General features: G+C 67.1%; 24 protein-coding genes. 11 read left to right on the top strand and 13 right to left on the bottom strand.

The window, feature by feature from the left end; translation table 11 throughout:
• Window position 1 precedes the first annotated feature (1 nt).
• Window positions 2–835 (top strand): cytochrome c1, encoded by an 834-nt coding sequence (locus AZC_RS17990; RefSeq protein ID WP_012172022.1) that lies wholly within the window; start codon window positions 2–4, stop codon window positions 833–835.
• Window positions 836–895: 60 nt separating this feature from the next.
• Here the strand turns inward: AZC_RS17990 and AZC_RS17985 are convergent, their stop codons facing one another.
• Complete coding sequence (locus AZC_RS17985) at window positions 896–1,603, bottom strand: cytochrome c biogenesis CcdA family protein (RefSeq protein WP_012172021.1); 708 nt, start codon at window positions 1,601–1,603, stop codon at window positions 896–898.
• Window positions 1,604–1,686: 83 nt separating this feature from the next.
• Complete coding sequence (locus tag AZC_RS17980) at window positions 1,687–2,082, bottom strand: thioredoxin family protein (protein ID WP_043879553.1); 396 nt, start codon at window positions 2,080–2,082, stop codon at window positions 1,687–1,689.
• 206 nt (window positions 2,083–2,288) lie between these two features.
• On the opposite strand from AZC_RS17980, the gene AZC_RS17975 reads away from it, so the two are divergent.
• Complete coding sequence (locus AZC_RS17975) at window positions 2,289–2,828, top strand: adenine phosphoribosyltransferase (protein WP_043879552.1); 540 nt, start codon at window positions 2,289–2,291, stop codon at window positions 2,826–2,828.
• 66 nt (window positions 2,829–2,894) lie between these two features.
• On the opposite strand, the gene AZC_RS17970 is transcribed toward AZC_RS17975, so the two are convergent.
• Window positions 2,895–4,565, bottom strand: coding sequence for an electron transfer flavoprotein-ubiquinone oxidoreductase (locus AZC_RS17970; protein ID WP_012172018.1), 1,671 nt, complete (start codon window positions 4,563–4,565; stop codon window positions 2,895–2,897).
• Between the two features lie 187 nt (window positions 4,566–4,752).
• Here AZC_RS17970 and AZC_RS17965 point away from each other — a divergent pair, with 187 nt between their 5' ends.
• Window positions 4,753–5,646 carry a uracil-DNA glycosylase gene (locus AZC_RS17965; RefSeq protein ID WP_012172017.1) on the top strand — a complete coding sequence of 298 codons (894 nt, stop codon included), beginning with the start codon at window positions 4,753–4,755 and terminating at the stop codon, window positions 5,644–5,646.
• Window positions 5,647–5,755: 109 nt separating this feature from the next.
• Here AZC_RS17965 and AZC_RS17960 read toward each other — a convergent pair whose 3' ends face one another.
• The 10 genes from AZC_RS17960 to AZC_RS17915 all read right to left on the bottom strand — a co-directional run bounded on the left by AZC_RS17960 (window position 5,756) and on the right by AZC_RS17915 (window position 15,174).
• On the bottom strand, window positions 5,756–6,043 hold the full coding sequence (locus tag AZC_RS17960) for a hypothetical protein (protein ID WP_012172016.1): 288 nt from the start codon (window positions 6,041–6,043) through the stop codon (window positions 5,756–5,758).
• Window positions 6,044–6,504: 461 nt separating this feature from the next.
• A complete protein-coding gene (locus AZC_RS17955) occupies window positions 6,505–6,978 on the bottom strand; it encodes a CYTH domain-containing protein (RefSeq protein ID WP_012172015.1) in 474 nt (157 codons plus the stop codon).
• Between the two features lie 180 nt (window positions 6,979–7,158).
• Window positions 7,159–8,634, bottom strand: a complete 1,476-nt coding sequence (gene pyk / locus AZC_RS17950; protein ID WP_012172014.1) for a pyruvate kinase — start codon at window positions 8,632–8,634, stop codon at window positions 7,159–7,161.
• Window positions 8,635–8,760: 126 nt separating this feature from the next.
• The gene (glxR, locus tag AZC_RS17945; protein ID WP_012172013.1) at window positions 8,761–9,639 is read right to left on the bottom strand and encodes a 2-hydroxy-3-oxopropionate reductase; all 879 of its coding nucleotides are present in this window, start codon (window positions 9,637–9,639) and stop codon (window positions 8,761–8,763) included.
• Window positions 9,640–9,723: 84 nt separating this feature from the next.
• Window positions 9,724–10,503: a hydroxypyruvate isomerase gene (hyi, locus tag AZC_RS17940; protein WP_012172012.1), complete on the bottom strand. Its 780-nt coding sequence runs from the start codon at window positions 10,501–10,503 to the stop codon at window positions 9,724–9,726.
• A 254-nt stretch (window positions 10,504–10,757) separates the two neighbouring features.
• Window positions 10,758–12,533, bottom strand: coding sequence for a glyoxylate carboligase (gene gcl / locus AZC_RS17935; protein WP_012172011.1), 1,776 nt, complete (start codon window positions 12,531–12,533; stop codon window positions 10,758–10,760).
• 169 nt (window positions 12,534–12,702) lie between these two features.
• Complete coding sequence (locus AZC_RS17930) at window positions 12,703–13,194, bottom strand: DoxX family protein (RefSeq protein ID WP_081434036.1); 492 nt, start codon at window positions 13,192–13,194, stop codon at window positions 12,703–12,705.
• Entirely contained in the window at window positions 13,187–13,969 is a 783-nt protein-coding gene (locus AZC_RS17925; protein WP_012172009.1) for an HvfC/BufC N-terminal domain-containing protein, read from the bottom strand. Before AZC_RS17925 ends, AZC_RS17930 begins: the two co-directional genes overlap by 8 nt.
• A gap of 7 nt (window positions 13,970–13,976) precedes the next feature.
• The gene (locus AZC_RS17920; RefSeq protein WP_043879551.1) at window positions 13,977–14,828 is read right to left on the bottom strand and encodes an MNIO family bufferin maturase; all 852 of its coding nucleotides are present in this window, start codon (window positions 14,826–14,828) and stop codon (window positions 13,977–13,979) included.
• 64 nt (window positions 14,829–14,892) lie between these two features.
• On the bottom strand, window positions 14,893–15,174 hold the full coding sequence (locus AZC_RS17915) for a BufA1 family periplasmic bufferin-type metallophore (RefSeq protein ID WP_012172007.1): 282 nt from the start codon (window positions 15,172–15,174) through the stop codon (window positions 14,893–14,895).
• Window positions 15,175–15,443: 269 nt separating this feature from the next.
• On the opposite strand from AZC_RS17915, the gene AZC_RS17910 reads away from it, so the two are divergent.
• From AZC_RS17910 to AZC_RS17875, 8 genes are all read left to right on the top strand, one after another.
• On the top strand, window positions 15,444–15,971 hold the full coding sequence (locus AZC_RS17910; RefSeq protein WP_420794835.1) for a sigma-70 family RNA polymerase sigma factor: 528 nt from the start codon (window positions 15,444–15,446) through the stop codon (window positions 15,969–15,971).
• A complete protein-coding gene (locus AZC_RS17905) occupies window positions 15,958–16,593 on the top strand; it encodes an NrsF family protein (protein WP_043879550.1) in 636 nt (211 codons plus the stop codon). The genes AZC_RS17910 and AZC_RS17905 overlap by 14 nt, the downstream gene beginning before the upstream one ends.
• A 287-nt stretch (window positions 16,594–16,880) precedes the next feature.
• The gene (locus AZC_RS17900) at window positions 16,881–18,569 is read left to right on the top strand and encodes a methyl-accepting chemotaxis protein (protein WP_052285985.1); all 1,689 of its coding nucleotides are present in this window, start codon (window positions 16,881–16,883) and stop codon (window positions 18,567–18,569) included.
• A gap of 265 nt (window positions 18,570–18,834) precedes the next feature.
• On the top strand, window positions 18,835–19,608 hold the full coding sequence (gene rfbF / locus AZC_RS17895; RefSeq protein WP_012172003.1) for a glucose-1-phosphate cytidylyltransferase: 774 nt from the start codon (window positions 18,835–18,837) through the stop codon (window positions 19,606–19,608).
• Window positions 19,599–20,660 (top strand): CDP-glucose 4,6-dehydratase, encoded by a 1,062-nt coding sequence (gene rfbG, locus AZC_RS17890; RefSeq protein ID WP_043879549.1) that lies wholly within the window; start codon window positions 19,599–19,601, stop codon window positions 20,658–20,660. The genes rfbF and rfbG overlap by 10 nt, the downstream gene beginning before the upstream one ends.
• Window positions 20,657–21,889: a class I SAM-dependent methyltransferase gene (locus tag AZC_RS17885; protein ID WP_012172001.1), complete on the top strand. Its 1,233-nt coding sequence runs from the start codon at window positions 20,657–20,659 to the stop codon at window positions 21,887–21,889. Before rfbG ends, AZC_RS17885 begins: the two co-directional genes overlap by 4 nt.
• The gene (gene rfbC / locus AZC_RS17880; protein WP_012172000.1) at window positions 21,886–22,416 is read left to right on the top strand and encodes a dTDP-4-dehydrorhamnose 3,5-epimerase; all 531 of its coding nucleotides are present in this window, start codon (window positions 21,886–21,888) and stop codon (window positions 22,414–22,416) included. The genes AZC_RS17885 and rfbC overlap by 4 nt, the downstream gene beginning before the upstream one ends.
• Window positions 22,413–23,723, top strand: coding sequence for a glycosyltransferase family 2 protein (locus AZC_RS17875; RefSeq protein ID WP_012171999.1), 1,311 nt, complete (start codon window positions 22,413–22,415; stop codon window positions 23,721–23,723). The genes rfbC and AZC_RS17875 overlap by 4 nt, the downstream gene beginning before the upstream one ends.
• Window positions 23,724–23,729: the final 6 nt, after the last annotated feature.

Below are 23,729 nucleotides of genomic sequence, written 5' to 3'. Positions count from 1 at the left end.
CATGAAGAAGACGTTTCTCCTCGGCGCCGTCGCGCTGGCCCTCGCCTTCGCCGCGCCGGCCCGCGCGGCGGAAGGGGGGCATGACGACCTGCCGCACCGCGAAAGCTGGTCCTTCGCCGGGCCGTTCGGCATGTACGATCCGGCCCAGCTCCAGCGCGGTTTCAAGGTGTTCCGCGAGGTCTGCGCCTCGTGCCACTCGGCCAATTACCTCTACTTCCGCAATCTGGCGCAGGAAGGCGGGCCGCACTTCTCCGAAGCCCAGGCCAAAGCGGTGGCGTCCGAGTACCAGATTACCGATGGTCCGAACGATCAGGGCGAGATGTTCCAGCGCCCCGGCCGCCTCTCGGATCACTGGCCGGCGCCGTTCCCCAATGACCAGGCCGCGCGCGTCGCCAATGGCGGCGCCCTGCCGCCGGATCTCTCGGTGATCGCCAAGGCCAGAGCCTCGCACGTGGGCTTCCCCGGCTTCATCCTCGACGCCTTCACCCAGTATCAGGAAGGCGGCGTCGACTATATCCACGCGCTGCTCAACGGCTATGTGGAGCCGCCGGAAGGCGTGACCGTGCAGCCGGGCCTGCACTACAACAAGTATTTCCCCGGCCACCAGATCGCCATGCCCAAGCCGCTCAGCGACGGGCAGGTGGAATATACGGACGGCACGCCCACGACCGTGGATCAATATTCCCGCGACGTGTCGGCCTACCTCATGTGGATGGCAGAGCCGCACCTCGATGCCCGCAAGCGCATCGGCTTCCAGGTGTTCATCTTCCTCATCGTGCTGGGCGGTCTGCTCTATTTTACGAAGAAGAAGATCTGGAAGAACATCGCCCACTGAGGCGATCTCCGTTCCCGCTTCAGACAGGCCCCTTCGCGGGGCCTGTTTTCGTTTGAGAGATCAGAACCGGGTGGCGAGGCTGACGAACCAGTCCGGCAAGGCGGCGACCACGATGCCTTCCAGCGTCTTGTCGAGCCCGGTGAGGATGAGCACCGCCACCAGTACGAGCGCGACGCCGAAGAGGCGGCGCGACAGATGGGCAGCCCGTGCCAGGCGGCCCCGCCCGCGCGCCGCGAGCAGGCGCGCGCCGCTGCCCGCCAGCAGCAGGGAGGTGGCGGCACCCAGCGCGAAGACGCCCATGGCGGCAGCGGCCTGAACCTTGGAGCCCCCCGAAGCGGCCAGGGCAAAGGCGGCACCGAGTGTCGGCCCGACGCAGGGGGCCCAGGCAAGGCCCAGCAACGCGCCGGCACCGAACTGGCCGGCTAGACCGGGCGAAAGCCCGCCGGCGAGCCGCGCCGCACCACCCGCCAGCGGCGCGAGCAGGGCACCGAGCTTCTCGCCTACGGCGGGCAGCGCGAGTGCCAGCCCGGCGACCAGCAGAAGGCCCGCCGCGCCGAAGCGCAGGGCGCGGGATTCGCCGAACTCGATCCCGGCCGAGGCCAGCAGCACGCCGCTCACCGCGAAGCTCGCGGCAAGCCCAAGGGCGAGAGCGAGCGGTCCGAAGCGGCTCGAGGTGGCCGCGCCGGCGAGGACCACGGGCAGCAGAGGCAGCACGCAGGGATTGAGGATCGTGAGGAGGCCGGCGACGAAGCTCAGGGCGAGGATCATGGCTCACGCGCCCCAGAGCGGGCGCCGCCGGAGGCGGGCCGTGACCATCGGCTTGGGGGCGGGAGGCAGGTCACCGGGCGGCCTCAGTAAGCCGAATCCAGAACCTTCACCACATCCGCCTCGGTCACGCCCCACGACATGCGGCCGGTTTCCTTGCTGCCGTCATAGGCGATGAGGGTGGATCGGGGGACACCGAGTTTCGCGACCACATCCTTCTGCTCGTCATAGGCCACGCGCAGGAAGGTCGCCTTGGCGTATTTCGGATCGTTCACCAGCCGGGAAAGGATGCCCTCCTGCGCCCGGCATTGCAGGCACCAGGGGGCATAGACATGCACGAAGACCGGTCCGCCCGCCTTCGTCGCCGCCGCGAAGGCCGCGGGCGTGTAAGGCTGGAAGGCGGCGGCAAAGGCGGGGGCGGCCGCAACGGCGAGCGGCAGAGAGAGGCTTGCGAGCGCGAACGTGCGGCGGGAGAGGGGCATGCGGTTCTCCTGATCCATCGGTGCGCGGCTGCGGGCCGCATCCCAGTCATAGGCAGGCTACGGCCCGCCGCGCATGGCGGATCATCCCCTCACGGGGGCTTGAAGGCTTTGTCGGGTCCTCAAACGATGCTAGGTGCGAGGCATCGGGCGCCGCAGCGCGGACGCCAGCTTCCCCTTGCCGAACGGCTATTCCGCGAGTTCCTCTGATGTCGCCTCTTCCCGATCTGGCCTCGGTCGTCCGGACCATCCCCGATTATCCCAAGCCCGGCGTCATGTTCCGGGACATCACGACCCTGCTCGGCAATCCGCAGGCTTTCCGCCGCACGGTGGACGAACTGGTTCAGCCCTGGGCCGGCGCGAAGATCGACAAGGTGGCGGGCATCGAGGCGCGCGGCTTCATCGTCGGCGGTGCGGTGGCGCACCAGCTCTCCGCCGGCTTCGTGCCGATCCGCAAGAAGGGCAAGCTGCCCCACCAGACCGTGCGCATGGCCTATGCGCTGGAATACGGGCAGGACGAGATGGAGATGCACGTGGATGCCGTGCATCCGGGCGAACGGGTGATCCTCGTGGACGATCTCATCGCCACCGGCGGCACAGCGGAAGGGGCGGTGAAACTGCTGCGCCAGATCGGCGCGCAGGTGGAGGCCGCCTGCTTCATCGTGGACCTGCCGGATCTCGGCGGTGCCGAGAAGCTGAGGGCCATGGGCGTGCCGGTGCGCACCATCATGAGCTTTTCGGGCCACTGAGCCCGGAACCCAAACGCAAACGGGCGGCCGCAGGGCCGCCCGTATCATTTCAGGCGGAACACCGCCTCACATGTTGGGATAGTTCGGCCCGCCGCCGCCCTCCGGCGCCGTCCAGTCGATATTCTGGTTCGGGTCCTTGATGTCGCACGTCTTGCAGTGGACGCAGTTCTGCGCGTTGATCTGGAAGCGCGGACCGGACGCCTCTTCCACCCATTCATAGACGCCCGCCGGACAATAGCGGTTGGACGGGCCGGCGAAGACGTCGTGTTCCGAGCGCTTCTGCAGGTCGAGGTCGCGCACCTTCAGGTGAACGGGCTGGTCTTCCTCGTGATTGGTGTTCGAGATGAACACCGAGGACAGCTTGTCGAAGGTCAGCACGCCATCGGGCTTGGGATAGGCGATGGGCTTGAATTCGGAGGCGGGCTTGAGGCTCGCGGCGTCGGTCTTGCCGTGCTTCTGGGTGCCGAAGAAGGAGAAGCCGAGCGTGTTGGTCCACATGTCCAGCGCGCCAAGCGGAATGCCGAGATAGGTGCCGAAGCGCGACCAGAGCGGCTTCACATTGCGCACCCGGTGAAGGTCGCGGCCCACGTCCGAGGCCCGCCAGGCAGCCTCGTAGCTCGACACCTCGTCATAGCCGCGCCCTTCCACCAGCGGGCCGAAGAGATGCTCGGCCGCCAGCATGCCGGAGAGGACGGCGTTGTGGCTGCCCTTGATGCGCGGCACGTTCACGAAGCCTGCGGCGCAGCCCACCAGCACGCCGCCGGGGAAGGAGAGGCGGGGCACGCTCTGGTAGCCGCCCTCGGTGATGGCGCGCGCGCCATAGGAGATGCGCTTGCCGCCCTCGAACGTGTCGCGGAAGGTGGGGTGCGTCTTGAAGCGCTGGAACTCGTCGAAGGGCGAGAGATAGGGGTTCTGGTAGTTGAGGTGGACCACGAAGCCCACCATCACCTGACAGTCTTCCATGTGGTAGAGGAAGGCGCCGCCGCCGGTCTTGCCGTCCAGCGGCCAGCCGAAGGCGTGCTGCACGAGGCCCGGCTGGTGCTTCTCCGGGGCCACCTTCCAGAGCTCCTTGAGGCCGATGCCGAACTTCGGCGGCTCGCGGCCGGCGTCGAGCCCGAAGCGGGCGATCAGGCGCTTGGTGAGGTGGCCGCGCGCGCCCTCGGCGAAGACCGTGTAGCGGCCGCGCAATTCCATGCCGCGCGTGAATTCACCCTTGGGCTGGCCTTCGCGATCGACGCCCATGTCGCCCGTGGCGACGCCGCGTACGGCGCCATTGTCATCATAGAGCACTTCGGAGGCGGCGAAGCCGGGATAGATCTCGACCCCCACGGCTTCCGCCTTCTGGGCGAGCCAGCGCACCACATTGCCCAGCGAGCCGATGTAATTGCCGTGATTGTTCATCAGCGGCGGCATGGCGAAATTGGGCAGGCGGATGCCACCGGCGGGGCCGAGGAGGTAGAAGCGGTCGTCGGTGACCTGCGTCACCAGCGGGGCATCGCTTTCCTCGCGCCAGCCGGGCAGCAGGCGATCGAGGCCGATGGGATCGATGACCGCGCCCGAGAGGATGTGCGCACCGGCTTCCGAGCCCTTCTCCACAACCACGACGGAGATGTCGGCGCCTTTTTCCTCGGCGAGCTGCTTCAGGCGGATGGCCGTGGCGAGGCCGGCGGGACCGGCGCCGACAACCACGACGTCATAGTCCATGCCTTCGCGTTCCGGCAGCTCCGCCTCGGTCATCTCTCTGTTTCCCTGTTATGATGTGCCGGCGCGGGCGTGGCGCCGGCGGAGGTTGGAGTTGTTCCACGCTCTTTCCCGAATGGCAATTCGCTTTGCGTTCGGGCAAGGAGCCCGTTTGCCGCCATGGCTCCGGTTTCCGCGCGGGGCGGCTCTGCTATAAGCTGGCCCGAGGCACGCCGGAACACCGATGACTTCATTTGCGTACGAACATTTCCGCGATGCACTCGCCTTCTATGCGGAGGCGGGGGTGGACGTGGCCATTGGCGATGAGCCTGTGGACCGTTTCGCGGAAAGCGCGGCGGAAAAGGCCCGCCGCGGCGTCGGGCGTTCTGCACCGCAGACGGCTTCCGCGCAGCCCGTAAATGATTCGCCGGCTGCTTCGCCCGCGCCGGTTCGCGCGCCTGCTGCGCCGCGTGCGCCGGCTCCCGCCGCTGCCGGACCGGGACCCATGGCCGCAGCACAGGCGCCTGATCAGGCGGTGATGGCGGCGCGCGAGGCGGCGCACACGGCGGCGAGCCTTGATGAATTGCGTGCCATGCTGGAGGCCTTCGAGGGCTGCCCACTCAAGCGCACGGCCACGCGTCTGGTGTTCGCGGACGGCAATCCGGCAGCGAAGGTGATGTTCGTGGGCGAGGCGCCCGGCCGCGACGAGGATGTGCAGGGCCTGCCCTTCGTCGGCCGCTCGGGGCGGCTGCTGGATCTGATGCTGGGGGCCATCGGCCTCGACCGCACGAAGGCCTATATCGCCAACGTCATTCCCTGGCGTCCGCCGGGCAACCGCACGCCGACGCCGCAGGAAACCGCCATCTGCCTGCCCTTCATCCGCCGGCAGGTGGAACTGGCGAATCCGGACGTGCTGGTGTGCCTTGGCGGGCCGTCCGCACAGGCACTGCTCTCAACCACCGAAGGCATCACCAAGCTGCGGGGCCGCTTCATGTCCTATGACACCGGCAGCCGCACCATCAAGGCGATCGCCACCTTCCATCCCGCCTATCTCCTGCGCACGCCGCTGGGAAAGCGCCTCGCCTGGCGGGACATGCTGGCGGTGGAAGCGGCACTGAACGGCGAAACTGCCGGCTGACGGCGCATTTTCCTTACAGGCCCCAAAAAGGACAGGCCCGGCCCGGTCGCGTGGGGGCTTCGCGACCGAACCGGGCCAGGCTCACGCCTTGTTCTAAGGCGTCGAGGGGTCAGCCGGCCTGGGCGGGGCCGGAGTGGGGATCCGTATCCGAGAACGGGCCATAGGCCGGAACCTGCGGGGCCGGGAACTGGCGGGCCTCGTGCATCTGCACGGTACCGCTGGTCGGCGCGGCGTTGAGCGGCAGCTTATCGCCATTGTCGTAGGCGCCGGCCGCGACGGCCTGGAATTCCTTGTTCGACGCCGTCAGATATTCGTCGGCAAAGGCCGAAGAGGCGGCGCCCACGAGGCTGGAAGCCACAAGGGCAGCGGCGATGATCTTGGTGCTGAGGGTCTTCATTGTTTCTCTCCTGTCCAGCCAGTTGGGGGGATTGGCCGGGGATGAAGCTTGATTGCTTCGCTTCCTCGAGGCGGGAATTTATGTACCGGGCGCCGGATCGCAAGTAACGAATGTGTGCGCCGCAGCGTAACAAAGTTGTTATGATGATTTCACGGGTCCGTGTGTGTGGATCGCGCGTTCGTGAGGTGTCGTAAAAAGGTGTTAAACTCAAATAATTGCACGAGTATTATATTAATATCACCTAGTGCAGTTCAAAATACGAATTTTAATATCATTTATGAATTTTCAGGTTCAGCAGAATTTTCGTCTGTGCTGTGAAGCTTGAGCTTGAAATGGCAGCGTCCTCACCGCGGGTGCTGCATGTTCGTTAATGGTAATCGTATGAACAATAAATGGACGTGCTCTTGGGAAGTGAGCGTTGCGCCCTGCTCCGTGCCGGCGTCCGTGGCGAGACCGGGGCTTCAGGCGTGTTCGGGGCGGGGGATCGGCTCGCTGGACAGTGCAGAGTTCCGGTAGCGGGGATCGTGCGTGACTTCCTGCCCCACCCATGGCGGAAGATCGACCTGTTCCGCCGGATGGTCGAGCTCGATTTCCGCCAGAACGAGGCCACTGTTCTCCGCACCGAAGACATCGACCGACCAGGTCTTGCCGCCATAAGGCACGTCGTAGCGGGTCTTGAGGATCAGCGGCTGCCGGCAGAGGTCCCGCAGCATGGCCTGAGCATCCTCCAGCGGAATGGGATACTCGAACTCGGCGCGGGTGATGCCGCTGGTGGGGCCCTTCACCGTAATGAAGGCCTCCTCGCCCGCGATGCGGATGCGCACCGTGGTGTCGTCCGAGGTGTCGATATAGCCCTGACAGTAACGGGCGCCCTGCGCCCCGGCGCGCCAGGCGTCCGTGGCCACCAGAAACTTGCGCTCGACTTCCGTCGCCATGGCGCGATCCGTCCTTGATCGGAGCGCGCGGATTTTCCACGAAACAGGGCCCGGGAGCCAGCCAAAAGGTGGCGCCCAGGCCCTGAAGAGGTCAGCAAATGGTCGCATCGCCCTTACGTCAGGCGGCGCGAGGGGCCGGCTTTATCGACCAGGGCGGGCGTGCGCTGGCGCCTGCGTGCTTCAGGTTGCGGTCGCACCGTCCGTGTCGAACTTCGACGGCGGGTCGGTATCCCCGATGGTGGTGACCCGCAGGATGTTCGTGGTGCCGGGCTTGGCGAAGGGCACGCCGGCCGTGATCGCGAGCCGATCGCCGGGCGCGGCCAGCTGCTGCTCCACGGCCACCTGCACCGCGCGGTCCACCATCTCGCCGAAGGAATGGATGTCCTCGCCCACATTCACCGCATGCACGCCATAAGAGAGGGCGAGCCGGCGGGCGGTGTCGGCGCGGGTTGTGATGCCGAGGATGGGCATGGGCGGGCGCTCGCGTGCGGCGCGCAGGCCCGTGGTGCCGGAGAGCGTATAGGCGACGATGGCGGCGGCATCGACGGCGAGCGCCGTCTGGTAGGCGGCCTTGGTCATGGCATCGCCGATGGTCTTGCCCCATTCCGCCTGCGTCGCATCCAGCACCTGCCGGTAGCCGGGGTCGCGCTCCACGTGGCGGATGATTTCGTCCATGAAGGAGACCGCTTCCACGGGATACTGGCCCGCCGCGCTCTCGGCGGAGAGCATCACGCAGTCCGCGCCCTCATAGACGGCGGTGGCGACGTCGGAGACCTCCGCGCGGGTGGGCACGGGGGCGGAGATCATGCTCTCCAGCATCTGGGTCGCCACGATCACCGGGCGACCCTGTCTGCGGGATTCCGTAATCATACGCTTCTGGAGGGCGGGCAGTTCGGGCAGCGAGAGTTCCACGCCGAGATCGCCGCGCGCCACCATGATGGCATCGGAAAGCTCCACAAGCTCTTCCAGATGCTCGACGGCCGCCGGCTTCTCCATCTTCAGCATCACGGCAGCGCGGCCCTTGATGAGGTCGCGTGCCTCGTGGATGTCTTCCGGGCGCTGCACGAAGGACAGAGCGATCCACTCCACGCCCTGCTCCACGGCGAAGGCGAGGTCGGCGCGGTCCTTCTCCGTCAGAGGGGAGAGCGGCAGCACCACGTCGGGGATGTTGAAGCCCTTGTTGTTGGACAGGCGCGTGCCGCTGACCACTTCCGCGTCGAGCCAGCCGTCGCCCTTGCCCACCACCTTCAGGCGCACCTTGCCGTCGTCGCACAGGACGGTGCTGCCGATGGTCAGGGCTTCGATGATGTCGGGGTGGGGAATGGGCACGCGGTCGGCATCGCCCATGGTCGCGACATCTGCGTCGAAGCGCAGGCGCTTGCCGGGGGTGAAGGTGATGGCACCCTCGGTGAAGCGGCCGACGCGCAGCTTCGGGCCCTGAAGATCGGCGATGACGCCGATGGGGCGGCCGATCTCGGCTTCAAGGCGGCGGATATGGCCGAGAACGATGCCATGGTCGGCCTGCGTCCCATGGCTGAAATTGAGCCGGAACACATCGACACCGGCCAGGAAGAGGGCCTTGAGCTTCTCCGGCGTGTTGGAGGCCGGGCCCACGGTGGCGATGATTTTCGTGGCGCGGTTGCGCTTCAGCGGCATGGATGTCTCCCCCGATTGGGCGACATCTGCCGTGCCGCCTTTGTCCTGATCGCACTTGATACAAAGGCGCGGTGACGCAGGTGCGTCACCGCCATGGCCCGTCGCCGGGCCATGGCGGGCAAACGGTCAGGCGATGTCGTGGTTCGCCAGCAGTTCCAGCGCATTCACCATGGCGGAGTGATCGAGCTTGGAGCCGCCGCGGGCGGCCACGGCGTTGAACAGCTCCTGCGCCGTCGCGGTGTTTGGCAGCGCCACCTTGAGCGCCCGCGCGGAGGACAGCGCGAGGTTCAGGTCCTTCTGGTGCAGCTCGATGCGGAAGCCGGGGTTGAAGTTGCGCTTCACCATGCGCTCGCCGTGCACCTCCAGGATGCGCGAGGAGGCAAAGCCGCCCATCAGCGCCTGGCGCACCTTGGCCGGGTCGGCGCCCGCCTTGGATGCGAAGAGCAGCGCCTCGCCCACCGCCTCGATGGTGAGGGCGACGATGATCTGGTTGGCGACCTTGGTGGTCTGGCCGTCGCCATTGCCGCCGACGAGGGTGATGTTCTTGCCCATCTTCTCGAACAGCGGCTTCACCGTCTCGAAGGCCTTTTCCGGGCCGCCGACCATGATGGTGAGGGAGGCGGCCTTGGCGCCCACGTCGCCGCCGGAGACCGGGGCGTCGAGATAATCGCAACCGAGCGCGTTGATCTTCTCGGCGAACTTCTTCGTCTCCACCGGCGAGATGGAGCTCATGTCCACCACGATCTTGCCGGCGCTGAGGCCTTCCGCAACGCCGCCGGCGCCGAACAGCGCCTCGTCCACGTGCGGGGTGTCCGGCACCATGAGGATGATGACGTCCGCATTCTTCGCCACCTCGGCGGAGGAGGCGACCGCCGTGGCGCCCTTGTCGGTCAATTCGGCGGGCACCTTCACCACGTCATAGAGGAAGAGGGTGTGCCCGGCGTCGATGAGGTGGCCGGCCATGGGGGTGCCCATGATGCCGAGACCGATGAAACCCACGTTCATTGTGCGTGCTCCCGTGCATGTGCGCCGCGCACGCCCGGCAGGCCGGGCGGCGGGCGGTGTCCTTGGCGGAATGGTTCTGGCAGCTCAGCCCTTGTAGGGGGCGAACCAGCCGATGCCGGCGTCGGTGGTCGTCGCGGGCTTGTATTCGGCACCGATCCAGCCGGTGTAACCGGCATCGTCGATGGCCTTGAAGATGAACGGGTAGTTGATCTCGCCCGTGCCCGGCTCGCCGCGGCCCGGATTGTCCGCGAGCTGGATGTGCTTGATGCGGGCCATGTTGGCGCGCAGTGTGGGGACGAGATCGCCCTCCATGATCTGCATGTGGTAGATGTCGTACTGGAAGAAGACGTCCTGCGGCCCCACGTCATCCAGCAAGCTGAGCGTCTGCTTGGTGGTGTTGAGATAGAAGCCGGGAATGTCGCGGGTGTTGATGGCCTCGACCACCAGCGGGATGCCCGCCTTCTTGGCCTCGGCGGCGGCGAATTTCAGGTTCGAGACCAGCGTCTCGTAGATCTTCTCCGCCGGCACGTCCTTGGGGGCGATGCCCGCCAGCACGTTCAGCGTCTGCGTCTTCAGCACCTTGGCATATTCGAGTGCGGTGCCGACGCTGTCCTGGAACTCGCCGACGCGGTCGGGCAGGACGGCGATGCCGCGTTCGCCCTTCGCCCACTCGCCGGCCGGCAGATTGTGCAGCGCCTGGGTGAGCCCGTGCTTCTCAAGGCGCTCGGCCAGCTCCTCCTTGGGATAGGCGTAGGGGAAGAGATACTCCACGCCCTTGAAACCGGCCTCCGCCGCCTTGGCGAAGCGGTCCAGGAAGTCGATCTCGTTCCAGAGCATGGTCAGATTGGCAGCAAACTTGGGCATTCACCTCTCCGCTGGCTGAGCCTGGGCAAGTCAGGCTTCGATTGTTTGGCAATCCAAGCCGTAAAACGTTCCGTGTGAAAGGGATAGGGCGGACGGGCGGGACAGATCGGCTCAAGTGCCCCGGCTTGCCCCGTTCCGGACGGCCGGACGTCCCGCCGCCGCGCCTCGGGACATGCCGCACCGGACACCCGCGCGGCACGCCTGCCGTGCGCCTCGCGGGAGGGCACGGCAGGTAAGACATGGGAGACCGGGGCTTACTCGGCCGGCTCCACCACGCGCGCGGTGGCGCGGGGCAGGTCGAGGATCTCCTCGAACTCGTTGACCTTGTCGATCTCGACGCCCATGGCGATGTTCGTCACCCGCTCCAGGATGAACTCGATCACCACCGGCACCTGATGCTCTTCCATCAGGGCCTCGGCCTGCGAGAAGGCATCCTTGAACTCATTCGGCGTACGCACCCGGATGGCCTTGCAGCCGAGGCCCTCGGCCACCGCCACATGGTCCACGCCATAGGCGCCGGCTTCCTCCGAATTGATGTTCTCGAAGGCGAGGCTCACCTCGAAGTCCATCTCGAAGCCGCGCTGGGCCTGCCGGATGAGGCCGAGATAGGAGTTGTTCACCACCACGTGCAGGTAGGGCAGCTTGTGCTGGGCGCCCACCGCCAGCTCCTCGATGAGGAACTGGAAGTCATAGTCGCCCGAGAGCGCCACGATCTTCCGGTCCGGGTCCGCGGCGCGCACGCCGAGAGCCGCCGGCAGCGTCCAGCCCAGCGGGCCGGCCTGCCCGCAGTTGATCCAGTGGCGCGGATGGTGGACATGCAGGAACTGCGCGCCGGCGATCTGCGAGAGGCCGATGGTGGTGACATAGGTCACGTCACGGCCGAACGCCTCGTTCATCTCCTCATAGACGCGCTGCGGCTTCAGCGGCACGTTGTCATAGTGCGACTTGCGCAGCATCGTCTCCTTGCGGCCGAAGCATTCCTTGGCCCAGGCGGACCAGTCCGGCAGCTTGCCGGCGGCCTTCCATTCCTTCGCCACCTCGATGAACAGCTTCAGCGCCGCCCCGGCATCGGAGACGATGCCGAAATCCGGGCCGAAGACGCGGCCGATCTGGGTCGGCTCGATGTCCACGTGGATGAAGGTGCGGCCCTTGGTGTAGACCTCCACCGAGCCGGTGTGGCGGTTGGCCCAGCGGTTGCCGATGCCGAACACGAAATCGGAGGCCAGCATCGTCGCATTGCCGTAACGGTGCGAGGTCTGGAGGCCGCACATGCCGGCCATCAGCGGGTGGTCGTCGGGAATGGTGCCCCAGCCCATGAGGGTGGGGATGACCGGCACGCCGGTGAGCTCCGCGAACTCCACCAGCAGGTCGGAGGCATCCGCATTGATGATGCCGCCGCCGGAAACGATGAGCGGGCGATCAGCCTTCGCCAGCATGGCGATGGCCTTTTCCGCCTGCGCGCGGGTGGCGGCGGGCTTGTAAACGGGGAGCGGGGCGTAGGTGTCCTCGTCGAACTCGATCTCGGCCATCTGCACGTCGATCGGCAGGTCGATGAGCACCGGGCCGGGGCGGCCCGAGCGCATGACGTGGAACGCCTGCTGGAACACCATGGGAACGAGCGCCGGCTCGCGCACCGTGACCGCCCACTTGGTGACGGGCTTGGCGATGCTCTCGATATCGACCGCCTGGAAGTCTTCCTTATAGAGGCGGGCGCGGGGGGCCTGGCCGGTGATGCACAGGATCGGGATGGAATCCGCCGAGGCCGAATAGAGGCCGGTGATCATGTCCGTGCCGGCGGGACCGGAGGTGCCGATGCACACGCCGATGTTGCCGGCGACGGCCCGGGTGTAGCCCTCGGCCATGTGGGAGGCGCCTTCCACGTGCCGGGCGAGCACGTGGCGGATGGAACCACGCGCCTTCAGCGCGGAATAGAACGGGTTGATCGCGGCGCCCGGAACACCGAAGGCGCAGCTGATGCCCTCCTTCTCCAGGACGCGAACGGCAGCATCGACGGCACGCATGTGGGCCATGGCGTTTCCTCCCCTTGGGACCGGTTTGTTCGACTTTCGTATATTGTATATCGGTCGAACTTGGCCCTCGCTATGGCAAGAAACGGCATCACATTGATGCCTTCCCGGCAATAATCTTGCTGCACTGCGAAGGGAGGCGGCAAAAGACCCGCTGCTATGTCGCTGCCCCTCAGCCCTGGCTGGCCGCGGGAAGGGGGCGCATGCGAGGGCGGTCGATCAGGTTGTCGAGGGCGAGCCAGCCCGGTCCGCGTGCGATGACAGCGAGAAGGCAGACGGCCCACGTCCCATGGGTCGCCCAGGCGTCCGGATAGACGAAGATCTCGATCACCAGCGTCATCCCGAGCAGCGCCAGAGCTGAGAGGCGGCTCGCGAGGCCGATGACCAGCAGCACCGGAAACAGATGCTCCGCGATGGCCGCGAGATGGGCGGCAAGCCAGGGGTTGATGAGCGGCAGGCGGTATGCTTCCTGAAACAGGAAGACGGCGCTGTCGGAGACATGCCAGCCCTCAAGCTTGGTCTGGCCCGATTGCCAGAAGACCCCCGCGATGGAGAGCCGCGCCAGAAGGCTGATGAAGCCGGAGGGGATGCGCTCCAGCACCGCGCGTCCGCGGTCCAGCAGATGTGCGCCGTTGGTGCGTCCGGAGCTGTGGGCGTCAGTCATGGGGTGCCTCCCAATGGATGGCGGAAAAGGCGCCGGCGGTGAGGGCAAGGCCGAGGGCGGTCACGACGTCGAAACCGGAGGCCATGGCCTCGGCGGCTTCCAGCGCGTCCGCGAGGTTGCGGCCCGCTGTCAGATGTTCGATGAAAACGGCGGCCCCCACAGGCAGCCGGCTGACGCTCACGCGCATCTGCGGACGGCTCACCAGCACGTCTTCCGGCGCCCAGTCCTCGATGGGTCGAAGGGGCACCTCGCCAGCGTTCATGGCCCAGATGGTGTGCACCGGGAAAGGCGAGCGGAGCACGCCGAGAGCGGGGTGCGCCGTGAAGGTGAGGTCGGCCATGGCCTCCGGCGGCACCGCCGAGAGAGCATCCAGAGCGAGCGGCAGCGTATCCGCCGCGTGATAGGCCCGGCGACGCAGCGTTTCGAGCCGGGCGACGTCCGCGAGATAGGGCAGGGCCTCCGCTGGCTCGAAGCCCGCGACGAAATCGGCAAAGTCCGCGCCATAACCGAGCAGCACAGGCGAGCGCGGCGGATGGGCCTGCACATAGGCCTGGGCCATGGCTGCGAAGAATTCCGCGCCGACGACGCGCTCCACGGCCGGGAATGCGGTGGCGAGCGCGCTGGTGAGGCTCGCCCGCACATTGTTGCGATAGACCTCGAAGCGGCGTTCCGGCGGCGCGCCGGTCCAGCACACGAGGCCGACCGGCATCGGCGCATCAGCCGTGGTGAGAGCGGCGGCAAATGCGCTTTGGGCGGCGGGGAGGGCGCTCATCATGGTGCCCTCACGCCGCATTCTGCCGAGCGCCTGCGAGCACCGTCTCAGCGCGCAGGGCCTCGGCGCGCAAGATCGGCCAGGCGGGCACGTCATTGTCCCATTCGATCAGCGTCGGTACGGGGCCGGTTCGCGCAATGACGTCCGCATAGAGCGCCCACACAGGGTCGGTGACCGGCGTGTCGTGGGAATCGATGAGCAGGGGCGCGCCGGTCTCGTCCGTGGTCCGCGAATGCCCGCTCAGGTGGATTTCGCGGACCGCCTCGAGAGGAAAGCGGGCGAGATAGGCGGCGGGGTCCGTATTGTGGTTCGTGGCCGCCACGAAGACGTTGTTCACGTCCAGCAGCAGGCCGCAGCCGGCCCGCCGGGCCACTTCGGCGAGGAAATCGGTCTCCGCGAGGGTGCTCTCGGCGAAGGTGAGATAGGTGGCCGGATTCTCCAGCAGCATCTGCCGCCGGAGGCGCGTTTGCACGCGGTCCACATGCTCCACCACGCGGCTGAGCGTCCCGTCCGTATAGGGCAGGGGCAGCAGGTCATTGAGATAGACGCTGTCGTGGCTCGACCAGGCGAGGTGCTCCGAAAAGCTCTCCGGCTCGTAGCGATCACACAGGAGGCGCAGGCGCTCAAGATGGTCCGCATCGAGCGGCTGCATGGCGCCGATGGACAGGCCGACGCCATGGATCGAGAGGGCATAATCCTCCCGCAGCCGGCGGAGCTGGGCATGGGGCGGGCCGCCGGCGCCCATGTAGTTCTCCGCATGCACCTCGAAGAAGCCGAGGGGCTGGCGGGAGGCCACGATGTCCGCGAAGTGCTGCGGCTTGAAGCCGATGCCCGCGCGCGAAGGCAGTTGTGATGACTGCATGCTCATCTCCTCGAAGGCGGATGCGCGGCGCCCTCGGGCGCCGCGCGGGGCGTGTCGGTGTGTCTCAGACGGGAGCGGGACCCTGCTTCAGCGAACCCATGCCGCCCGGCACCTTGATGGTCTCGCAGGTGCCCTTGGGCACGAGCTTCCAGGCGTTCTTCTGGTAGTCCACCTTGGAGGTGCCGGCGCAGGTGGTTCCGGGGCCGGCGGCGCAGTCGTTCTGCCCCTTCATGGCCACGCCGTAGCACTTCTCCATCTCGGCGGCCGAGGCGGAAGTGGTCGCGGCAACGGCGAGGGCAGAGGCGATCGAGCCCGCCAGAGCGAGCGAAAGGACGCGGGTCTTCATGGGAAATCTCCGTGATCGGCAGCCGCATCGGGCTGACATGGGGGATTACGGAGAGGGGGCGGCCGCTGTTACAGGGCCGCGCAGAATTTTTCCGGGCGCCGTCCGCCGCCCCTTGTCGAAAGCGGTGCGGCGCGGGACAAAGCGGCCAATGCCATCGCGCGGAACGCCGCGCATTCTTTCTTCGTCATGACGTAACATTCCAGATCGCCGCAACGTAAGGGTGGACAGGGGTGGACGGTTCGGCCCGCGACCAGCAGTGGAGCGAATGGATGCGCCTTGCGCTTGCGGGCGACGGCGCCGCCTATCGGCGGTTCCTCAGCGAGGTGACGCCGCATCTGCGGATGCTCGCGCAGCGCCGCTGCCGGGCCTTCGGCGCACCGGCGGGAGAGGCGGAGGATATCGTGCAGGAAGTCCTGCTGGCGGTGCATCTCAAGCGCGGTACGTGGGACCCGGCGCGGCCCATCGGACCGTGGCTTTCGGCCATCGTGCGCAACAAGCTGATCGACAGCCTGCGCCGGCGCGGGCGTGAACCGACGACGCCCATCGAGGATGTGATGGAGACGCTGGAGGCGGCACCCGTGGCGGACGGAACGGAGCGGCTCGATGCCTTACAGATGCTGGGACATCTGCGCGATCCGCAGCGCGATATCGTCCGCTCCATCTCTCTGGAGGGGGCGGGCGTGCGCGAGACTGCGGCGCGCCTGAAGATGACCGAGGGGGCCGTGCGCGTGGCGCTGCATCGCGCGCTGAAGACGCTGGCCAAGATTTACCGGAGCGAGCCCCATGAAGACCGATGACCTGATCCGCCTGATGGCGGAGGACGCGCCGGTCCGGGTGCGGCTTTCCACCGTTCTTGCCCTGGCGATCGCCGCGGGGGTCGTCTGCGCCGGGCTTATCCTGCTGGTGACCATCGGCATCCGACCGGATCTCGGGGCCGCGGTGGAAACCGTCCGCGTCCAGTTCAAGCTTGGGTTCACGCTCCTGATGGCGGCCGCGGGCTGCGCCGTGCTTCTGGTCGCGGGGCTGCCGGGCCGAAGCGCCGGCCGGCGTCTGGTGGTGCTCGGCCTGCCTCTGGCCCTGCTGGTGCTCGGTGTGGTTCTGGAACTCACGGTCGTTCCGCGGGGTCGCTGGGCCGCGAGCCTTGAGGGGCAGCACGCGGCCTTTTGCGTCTTCTTCATTCCCGTTCTCGCGCTGGTGCCGTTCGCCGCCTTCTTCTGGGCGTTGCGGGATGGCGCGCCGGAGAATCCGGGGCTCGCCGGCGCATCGGCGGGTCTTGCGGCCGGGGCGATCGGGGCCGCCGTCTATGCCTGGCATTGCCCGGACGACAGCCCGCTGTTCGTCGCGACCTGGTACGTGCTCGCCATGCTGCTCGTCACGGTCGTTGGCTACGGGCTCGGCCGCCGCACCCTGCGCTGGTAGGCGGAGCGACGGCCTGCGTCGATGCCGGCCCGGACGACGTCGCCACCCGACGATACGTATGCCTGATGGGCACAGGCCCTGCGTGCATGATCTGAATCAAGGCTTTCGCCACACGATCGGCACAATGTCGCCACGCGGTCGCTTCCCGAGGGCTTCGCGCCGGTAGTCATCATGACCCGCCGGGCCGGGAACGTGCGCGACATGACGCGCCCGCCTTGACAGTTCCCTGACCGGACCGCCGGCCGCTTTTGCTTGGCCCGCCCGGACGCGCAGTGCTGGAGTCCATGATGCGTTACGCCAATTTTCCGATCATTTTGAAGGTCCTTGTCCTTCTTCTGGCGCTCGGTATTACGAGCCTCGCGGGTGCCGGCTATGCGGCCTGGCAGATGTCGCGGATCGACGATGCCTATACGGGTCTCGTGGATGGCGCGCAGGTGGCGGTGCTGAAGATTGCCCGCGCCGCCCGCTTCTCGGTGGTTGTTCGCGCCGAGCTTCAGAGCGCGCTGCTCGCCACCTCCGAGGCCGAGATGCGGGCCGCTGCCGGACGGCGGGAAGATGCCATCGCGCAATATCGCCAGTTGATGTCGGAAGCGGCGCAGGCGATGCCCTCGCAGGCCGCCGGCATCCAGCGGCTGCGCGATCTGACCCACGCGGCCTTCGTCGATGCCTGCGGCGGCGTGGTCAAGGCCGCGGGCGGTGCCGACAGCGGGGCGGATGCGCGCCGGCTGATGGCTTCTTCCTGCGCCCCCGCCATCGACGCCTCCATCGCCGAGGCGCTGAAGTTCAACGAGGGCCTGCGCGTCGCCGTGCAGGACCAGCGCCAGGGCATCAGCGACACCACCGTCTCCTCCATCACCGTCACCTTCGCGGTCATCGCCGGAGCGACGCTGCTGGTGATGTTCGTTGCCTACTGGCTGGTGCGCGACGCCATCGTCAAGCCGCTCCGCCGCCTGATGTTCTCCATGGACGCGCTCGGCGAGGGACGCCTGCATGAGGAAGTCACGGGCACCGAGCGCAAGGACGAGGTGGGGGCCATGGCGCGGACCCTCGACGTGCTGCGCGGGCATCTCGCAGATGCGGAGGACATGCGCGTGGCGCAGGCACGCCGCGAGGCCGACGAGCGGGATCAGCTTGCCAAGCGCGAGCGGCTCGCCACCTCCTTCATCGATCGCATGACACAGCTTGCGTCCGGCTTTGCCAGCTCGGCGGGCGAGGTGGCCGATGCGGCGCGCAGCCTCTCGGCAACGGCGGAGCAGACCGCCCAGCAGGCGAATGCGGTCGCTGCTGCGGCTGAGCAGGCCTCCGCCAACGTGCAGACGGTTGCGGCCTCCTCCGAGGAACTTGCCACCTCGGTGCGTGAGATCACCGGTCAGGTGAGCCACTCTGCGGACGTGGCCGAGCAGGCCTTCCGCGAGGTCGAAGCCTCCAGCACGCGCATCGGTGCTCTGTCCACCGCCGCGGCCGATATCGGTGACGTCATCGGTCTCATCCGCGGCATTGCCGACCAGACCAATCTGCTCGCGCTCAACGCCACCATCGAGGCGGCACGTGCCGGAGACGCGGGACGGGGCTTCGCGGTCGTGGCTTCCGAGGTGAAGCAGCTCGCCGCCCAGACGGCACGGGCGACCGCCGACATTTCCGGCAAGGTGACGGAGATCCAGACCGCCACCGAGGGCACGGTCTCCTCCATGTCGCAGATCCAGCGAGTGGTGACCGACATCAAGCAGATCTCCTCCTCCATCGCCGGTGCGGTGGAAGAGCAGGGCGCGGCCACCGGTGAGATCGCGCAGAACTGCCAGCAGGCCGCCACGGGCACCCAGCAGGTCACCGACAATATCGGCGGCGTGGGGCAGGCGGCGCAGATGACGGGGGCGGCCTCCGACCAGCTTCTCGCGCTCTCTCAGGACCTGTCCAGTCAGGCCTCCGAACTGCGGGAGGTGGTGGAGACCTTCGTCCAGGACCTCGCGGCGGCCTGACCCCTCGGCCGTTGCCCTTTTCATCAGCACAAGGCCGCCGGTCCCCCGGCGGCCTTTCGCATTTCTGGGCGCCCTGTCACGGGGCAGGGCCCGCCGGCGTTTTCCGGCGTTTGAAGGGCATCTGGAGACGCCGAAACTACCTCCAGCCTCGCACAAGCCATGGGGCTTTAAGTGGCGCCAACGATCCATGGTCGACTGCCGACTGAACCATGCGCGTGGCCTTCGCGGCCATCATCGGGGATGCGGGACGTCACGGGGGGATGTGATGAAAGTCGTTATTCTGGCCGGCGGGCGGGGCTCGCGTCTCTCCGAGGAGACCAGTGTCCGGCCGAAGCCGCTGGTGGAGATCGGTGACAAGCCGATCATCTGGCACATCATGAGCATCTATGCTCATCACGGCTTCAACGAGTTCATCGTCTGCGCCGGCTACAAGGGCTACCAGATCAAGGAATATTTCGCGAACCTCGTGCTCCACCATTCCGACGTGACGGTGGATCTGGGTCGCAATCTCGTCCACTACCACCAGTCGGACAAGCCGAACTGGCGGGTGAGCATCGTCGACACCGGGCTCGACACCATGACCGGCGGCCGCCTGAAGCGCGTGCGCCCCTATCTCACCCCCGGCGAACCCTTCCTGATGACCTATGGCGACGGCGTCGCCGACGTGGACGTTGCGCAGGAAGTGGCCTTCCACAAGGCCCATGGGCTTAAGGCCACCATGTGCGCCGTGGCACCTCCCGGCCGCTTCGGAAGCGCCAATATCGAGGGCAACAAGGTCTCCTCCTTCGTGGAGAAGCCGACCGCGGGCAACCAGCGCATCAATGGCGGCTTCTTCGTGCTGGAGCACGACGTTCTCGACCTGATCGACAATGACGACACGGTTTGGGAGGCGGAGCCGCTGGAGTCGCTGGTGGCGGAGGGGCAGCTCGCGGCCTTCCCGCACGACGGCTTCTGGCGTCCCATGGACACGCTGCGCGAGCGCACCCAGCTCGACGAGCTCTGGAACTCCGGCCGCGCGCCCTGGAAGGTGTGGGCGTGAGTGGGTTCTGGGCCGGTCGCCGTGTCCTCGTGACCGGACATACCGGCTTCAAGGGGGCGTGGCTCTGCCTGTGGCTGGAACGTCTTGGCGCGCAGGTGAGCGCGCTCGCGCTGCCGCCGGACACCGCGCCTGCCCTCTATGACGTTCTGAGCCCGTGGCCGGGCCAGACGCACGCAACCATCGACATCCGCGACCGCGCCGCGCTGGCCTCCGCAGTGGCCGAAGCCGAACCCCAGATCGTGCTGCATCTGGCGGCACAGGCACTGGTGCGCCGCTCCTATGCCGAGGCGGTGGAGACGTTCGCCACCAACATCATGGGCACGGTGAATCTGCTCGATGCGGTGCGCGGCGTGCCGGGCGTCGAGGCGGTGGTGGTGGTCACCACCGACAAGGTCTATGCCAATGACAATGCCGGCCGCCCCTTCAGCGAGGGCGATACGCTGGGCGGCAAGGACCCCTACAGCAACTCCAAGGCCTGCGCCGAACTCGTGACGCAGAGCTATCGCGACAGCTTCTTCACCACCCACGGCCCCCGCATCGCGACCGCGCGCGCCGGCAATGTGATCGGCGGCGGCGACTGGTCGGCCGACCGTCTGGTGCCGGATTTCGTGCGGGCGCTCGGCAAGGGCGAGCCCGTGCGCCTGCGCTATCCTGACAGCGTGCGCCCATGGCAGCATGTGCTGGAGCCCTTGTCCGGTTATCTGGCTCTCGCCGAGGCGCTGGTGACGCGGCCGGCCGATGCGCCTTTGGCGCTGAATTTCGGTCCGGATCCGGCAAGCTTCGCCTCGGTGGCGCAGGTGGCCGACGGCCTTGGCACCGCCTTCGGCGTGGAGACGCCCTGGCTGCCCGCTGGTGGCACCCATCCGCCGGAGGCCAGCGCCCTGCTGCTCGCCTCCGACCTTGCGGCCGCGACGCTCGGCTGGCGTCCCCGCCTGCCCATGGCCGACACCATCGCCTGGACCGCGGACTGGTATCGCGCCCATCGCGAAGGGGCCGACATGCGCGCCTTCACCTTGGCCCAGATCGCAGCTTACGAGGAACTTCAGTCGTGAAGGCCGGACACTGCCGCTTCTGCAACACGCCCCTCAGCCTGTCCTTCGTGGATCTGGGCTCGACGCCGCTGGCCAATTCCTATGTGCCGCTTGATCGCGCCGATGCGCCGGAGCCGAGCTATCCCCTGCGCGCCAGTGTGTGCGGCGAATGCCGGCTGGTGCAGGCCGATGCCTTCGTGCCGGCCGAGGACATCTTCAGCCATTACGCTTACTTCTCCTCCTTCAGCGACAGCTGGGTGGCCCATGCCCGGCGTTTCGCCCACATGGCCATGGACCGCTTCGGGATCGGCGCCCAATCCCTCGTTGTCGAGGTGGCAAGCAACGATGGCTATCTGCTGCGCCATTTCGTGGAAGCCGGCGTACCGGTGCTGGGCATCGAGCCCGCCGCCAATGTCGCGGAGGCGGCCCGCGTCGTCGGCGTGCGCACGGAAGCGGTGTTCTTCGGTGCCGCGACGGGCGATGACATCAAGGCGCGGGAAGGCGGCGCCGATCTTGTGGTCGCCAACAACGTCCTTGCCCATGTGCCGGACATCAACGATTTCGTCGAGGGCTTTGCCCGCGTGCTGAAGCCCGAGGGCGTAATCAGCATCGAGTTCCCACACCTGCTGCGCCTCATCGAAGACGTGCAGTTCGACACCGTCTATCACGAGCACTTCTATTATCTTTCGCTGCTCGCGGTGGAGAAGGTCATGGCCGCCCATGGCCTTCGGGTGTTCGACGTGGAGGAATGGCCGACCCACGGCGGCAGCCTCAGGGTGTTCGCCTGCCTCAAGGGGGCAAGGCACGAGGAGCAGCCCGGTGTCGCCAAGGTGCGCGCCGACGAGGCGGCAGCCGGTCTTGACCGGGACGAGATCTATGCGGATTTCCAGCGCCGGGTGACGCCCATCCGCGAGGGGCTGGTGGCCTTCCTGCGGCAGGCCAAGGCCGAGGGCAAGCGGGTCGCGGCCTATGGCGCGGCGGCGAAGGGCAACACGCTGCTCAATTTCTCCGGCGTCGGCACCGACCTCATCGATTATGTGGTGGACCGCAATCCCCACAAGCAGGGGCATCTGCTGCCGGGCAGCCACCTTCCGGTGCATGCTCCGGAGAAGCTTGCTGAGACGAAGCCGGATTACGTGCTTATCCTGCCTTGGAACATCAAGGACGAGGTGGTGGCGAGCCATGCCCACGTCCGCGACTGGGGTGGGCGCTTCGTGATTGCCGTGCCGAGGCTGACGGTGCTGCCATGAAGATCAGCCCGACGAAGATCCCCGGCGTCATGGAGGTGGAGATCACCCCGCTCACCGACGAGCGTGGCCTGTTCGCCCGCACCTTCTGCGCCGAGACCTTCGCGGGCCATGGGCTGGCGGATCGCTACCCGCATCAGAACACATCCTACAATCCACGCCGGGGCACGCTGCGGGGCCTGCATCTCCAGGCCGAGCCTAGCCCCGAGGCCAAGCTCGTGCGGGCGACACGGGGGCGCGTGTTCGACGTGGCCGTGGACCTGCGCCCATCTTCGCCCGCTTACCGCGCCTGGACGGCAGTGGAGCTCGATGCGGACCGGCGCAATGCCCTCTACATCCCAGCCGGCTGCGCCCACGGTTTCCTGACGCTCGATGACGACAGTGAGGTCTTCTACCTCATGTCGGAAACCTATGTTCCCGCCCTGGCCCGCACCTATCGCTGGAATGATCCGGCCTTTGGCGTGGACTGGCCTTTTGAGCCCAGTGTCATTTCGGCACGCGATGCCGATGCAGAGGACTACACGCCATGAACGCTCCCATTGATCCTGCGGCGCTGGATGCCAGCGCGCCGGCCGCTCTCGCGGAAGTGCCGGCAGAGGTCACGCTCAGCATCTGCGTGCCCACCTACAACCGCGCCCACTTCCTCGAATATCTCTTCCCGCATCTGCGCGAGGCGTGCGCCACCTTCGATTTCACCTATGAGATCGTGGTGTCGGACAACTGCTCCCCGGACAACACGCCCGAGGTTGTCGAGCGCTTCCGGGCCGAGGGCATGCCGATCCGCTATTTCCGGCAGGACGAGAACAAGCCGTCCGCCAACATCCTCAGCGTCTATCACCGGGCCCGCGGCAAGTATCTCGTCTATGTGGCGGACGACGACCTCATCATTCCCGAGGCGCTCGCGGACAATGTGCGCTTCATGATGGCCAATCCGGAGCTGCGTGCCTGCTACACGCCTTGGGAGGTCTATGACGACCTGCACAAGGTTTCGGGTGGCTATTTCTACGACCAGGCCGAGGATCTGATGATCTTCTCCCCCGGCCAGGAACTGGAGCTGTTCGGCGCGCTGGTGCGGGATCACATTTTCCCCGAGACGGTGATCTACCGGGCCGATGCGGCCCGCAGCATCGTCTCCGCGCCGCGCTTCTGCTACTGGGCCTTCTCCTATCTGGCCGGCGTCGTGGCCGAGGGGCCTGTGGCGTTCCGCAACGTGCCCTTCTATCGCTCCGTGACGCTGACGCCCGTGGTGACCAACCGCGGACAGGCGGGCATCGACGGCGCCATGACCGACTGGGACAGCTATCGCGGCGGTCTCGAATATCTCATCTTCAGCTTCCTGCGTCGCAGCAACCTTGTGGCCGGCGCCGACTTCAAGTCGACGGTGCGTGACCTCGCCGACCATTTCGTCTCGATCCGCCTCAAGGTGGCGCTGCGTCTGTGGCTCGCCCGGCAGGATTACTGCCGCGCCTATGAGATCGTGGTGCGCCTGCAGTATCTCGATCCGGCGGGCATGGAGCATCTGGAGATCCCGGAAAACCTGGCGCTGCTCGCCAATGCGCAGACGCTCGCGCGCCTCGCCAACGGCATTGCCGAGATCGACCGTGTGGTGGTCGCGGGTGTCGAGGACGGTCAGGCGCTTGGCGCGCTGTTCCGCGATGCCGGTCTCGAGCGGCGCATCTTCGTCGTGCCACCGCCGGAGAAGCCCACCGAGAGGCACCTGCGCAACTCGCTGGTCTTCCTCGCGGACGACAGCCTGCGCCAGACCTTCCTCGATCAGGGCTATTCGCCCGGTCTCATCGTCACCGAGCGCGAGGTGCGGGGCAGCGTGCTGCTCTGAGCCGTG

Origin of the sequence: Azorhizobium caulinodans ORS 571 (assembly GCF_000010525.1) — a bacterium.
Classification (GTDB): Bacteria; Pseudomonadota; Alphaproteobacteria; order Rhizobiales; family Xanthobacteraceae; genus Azorhizobium; species Azorhizobium caulinodans.
The sequence above is the reverse complement of the archived record's forward strand: the minus strand, read 5'-3'. Positions and strand labels throughout refer to the sequence as shown.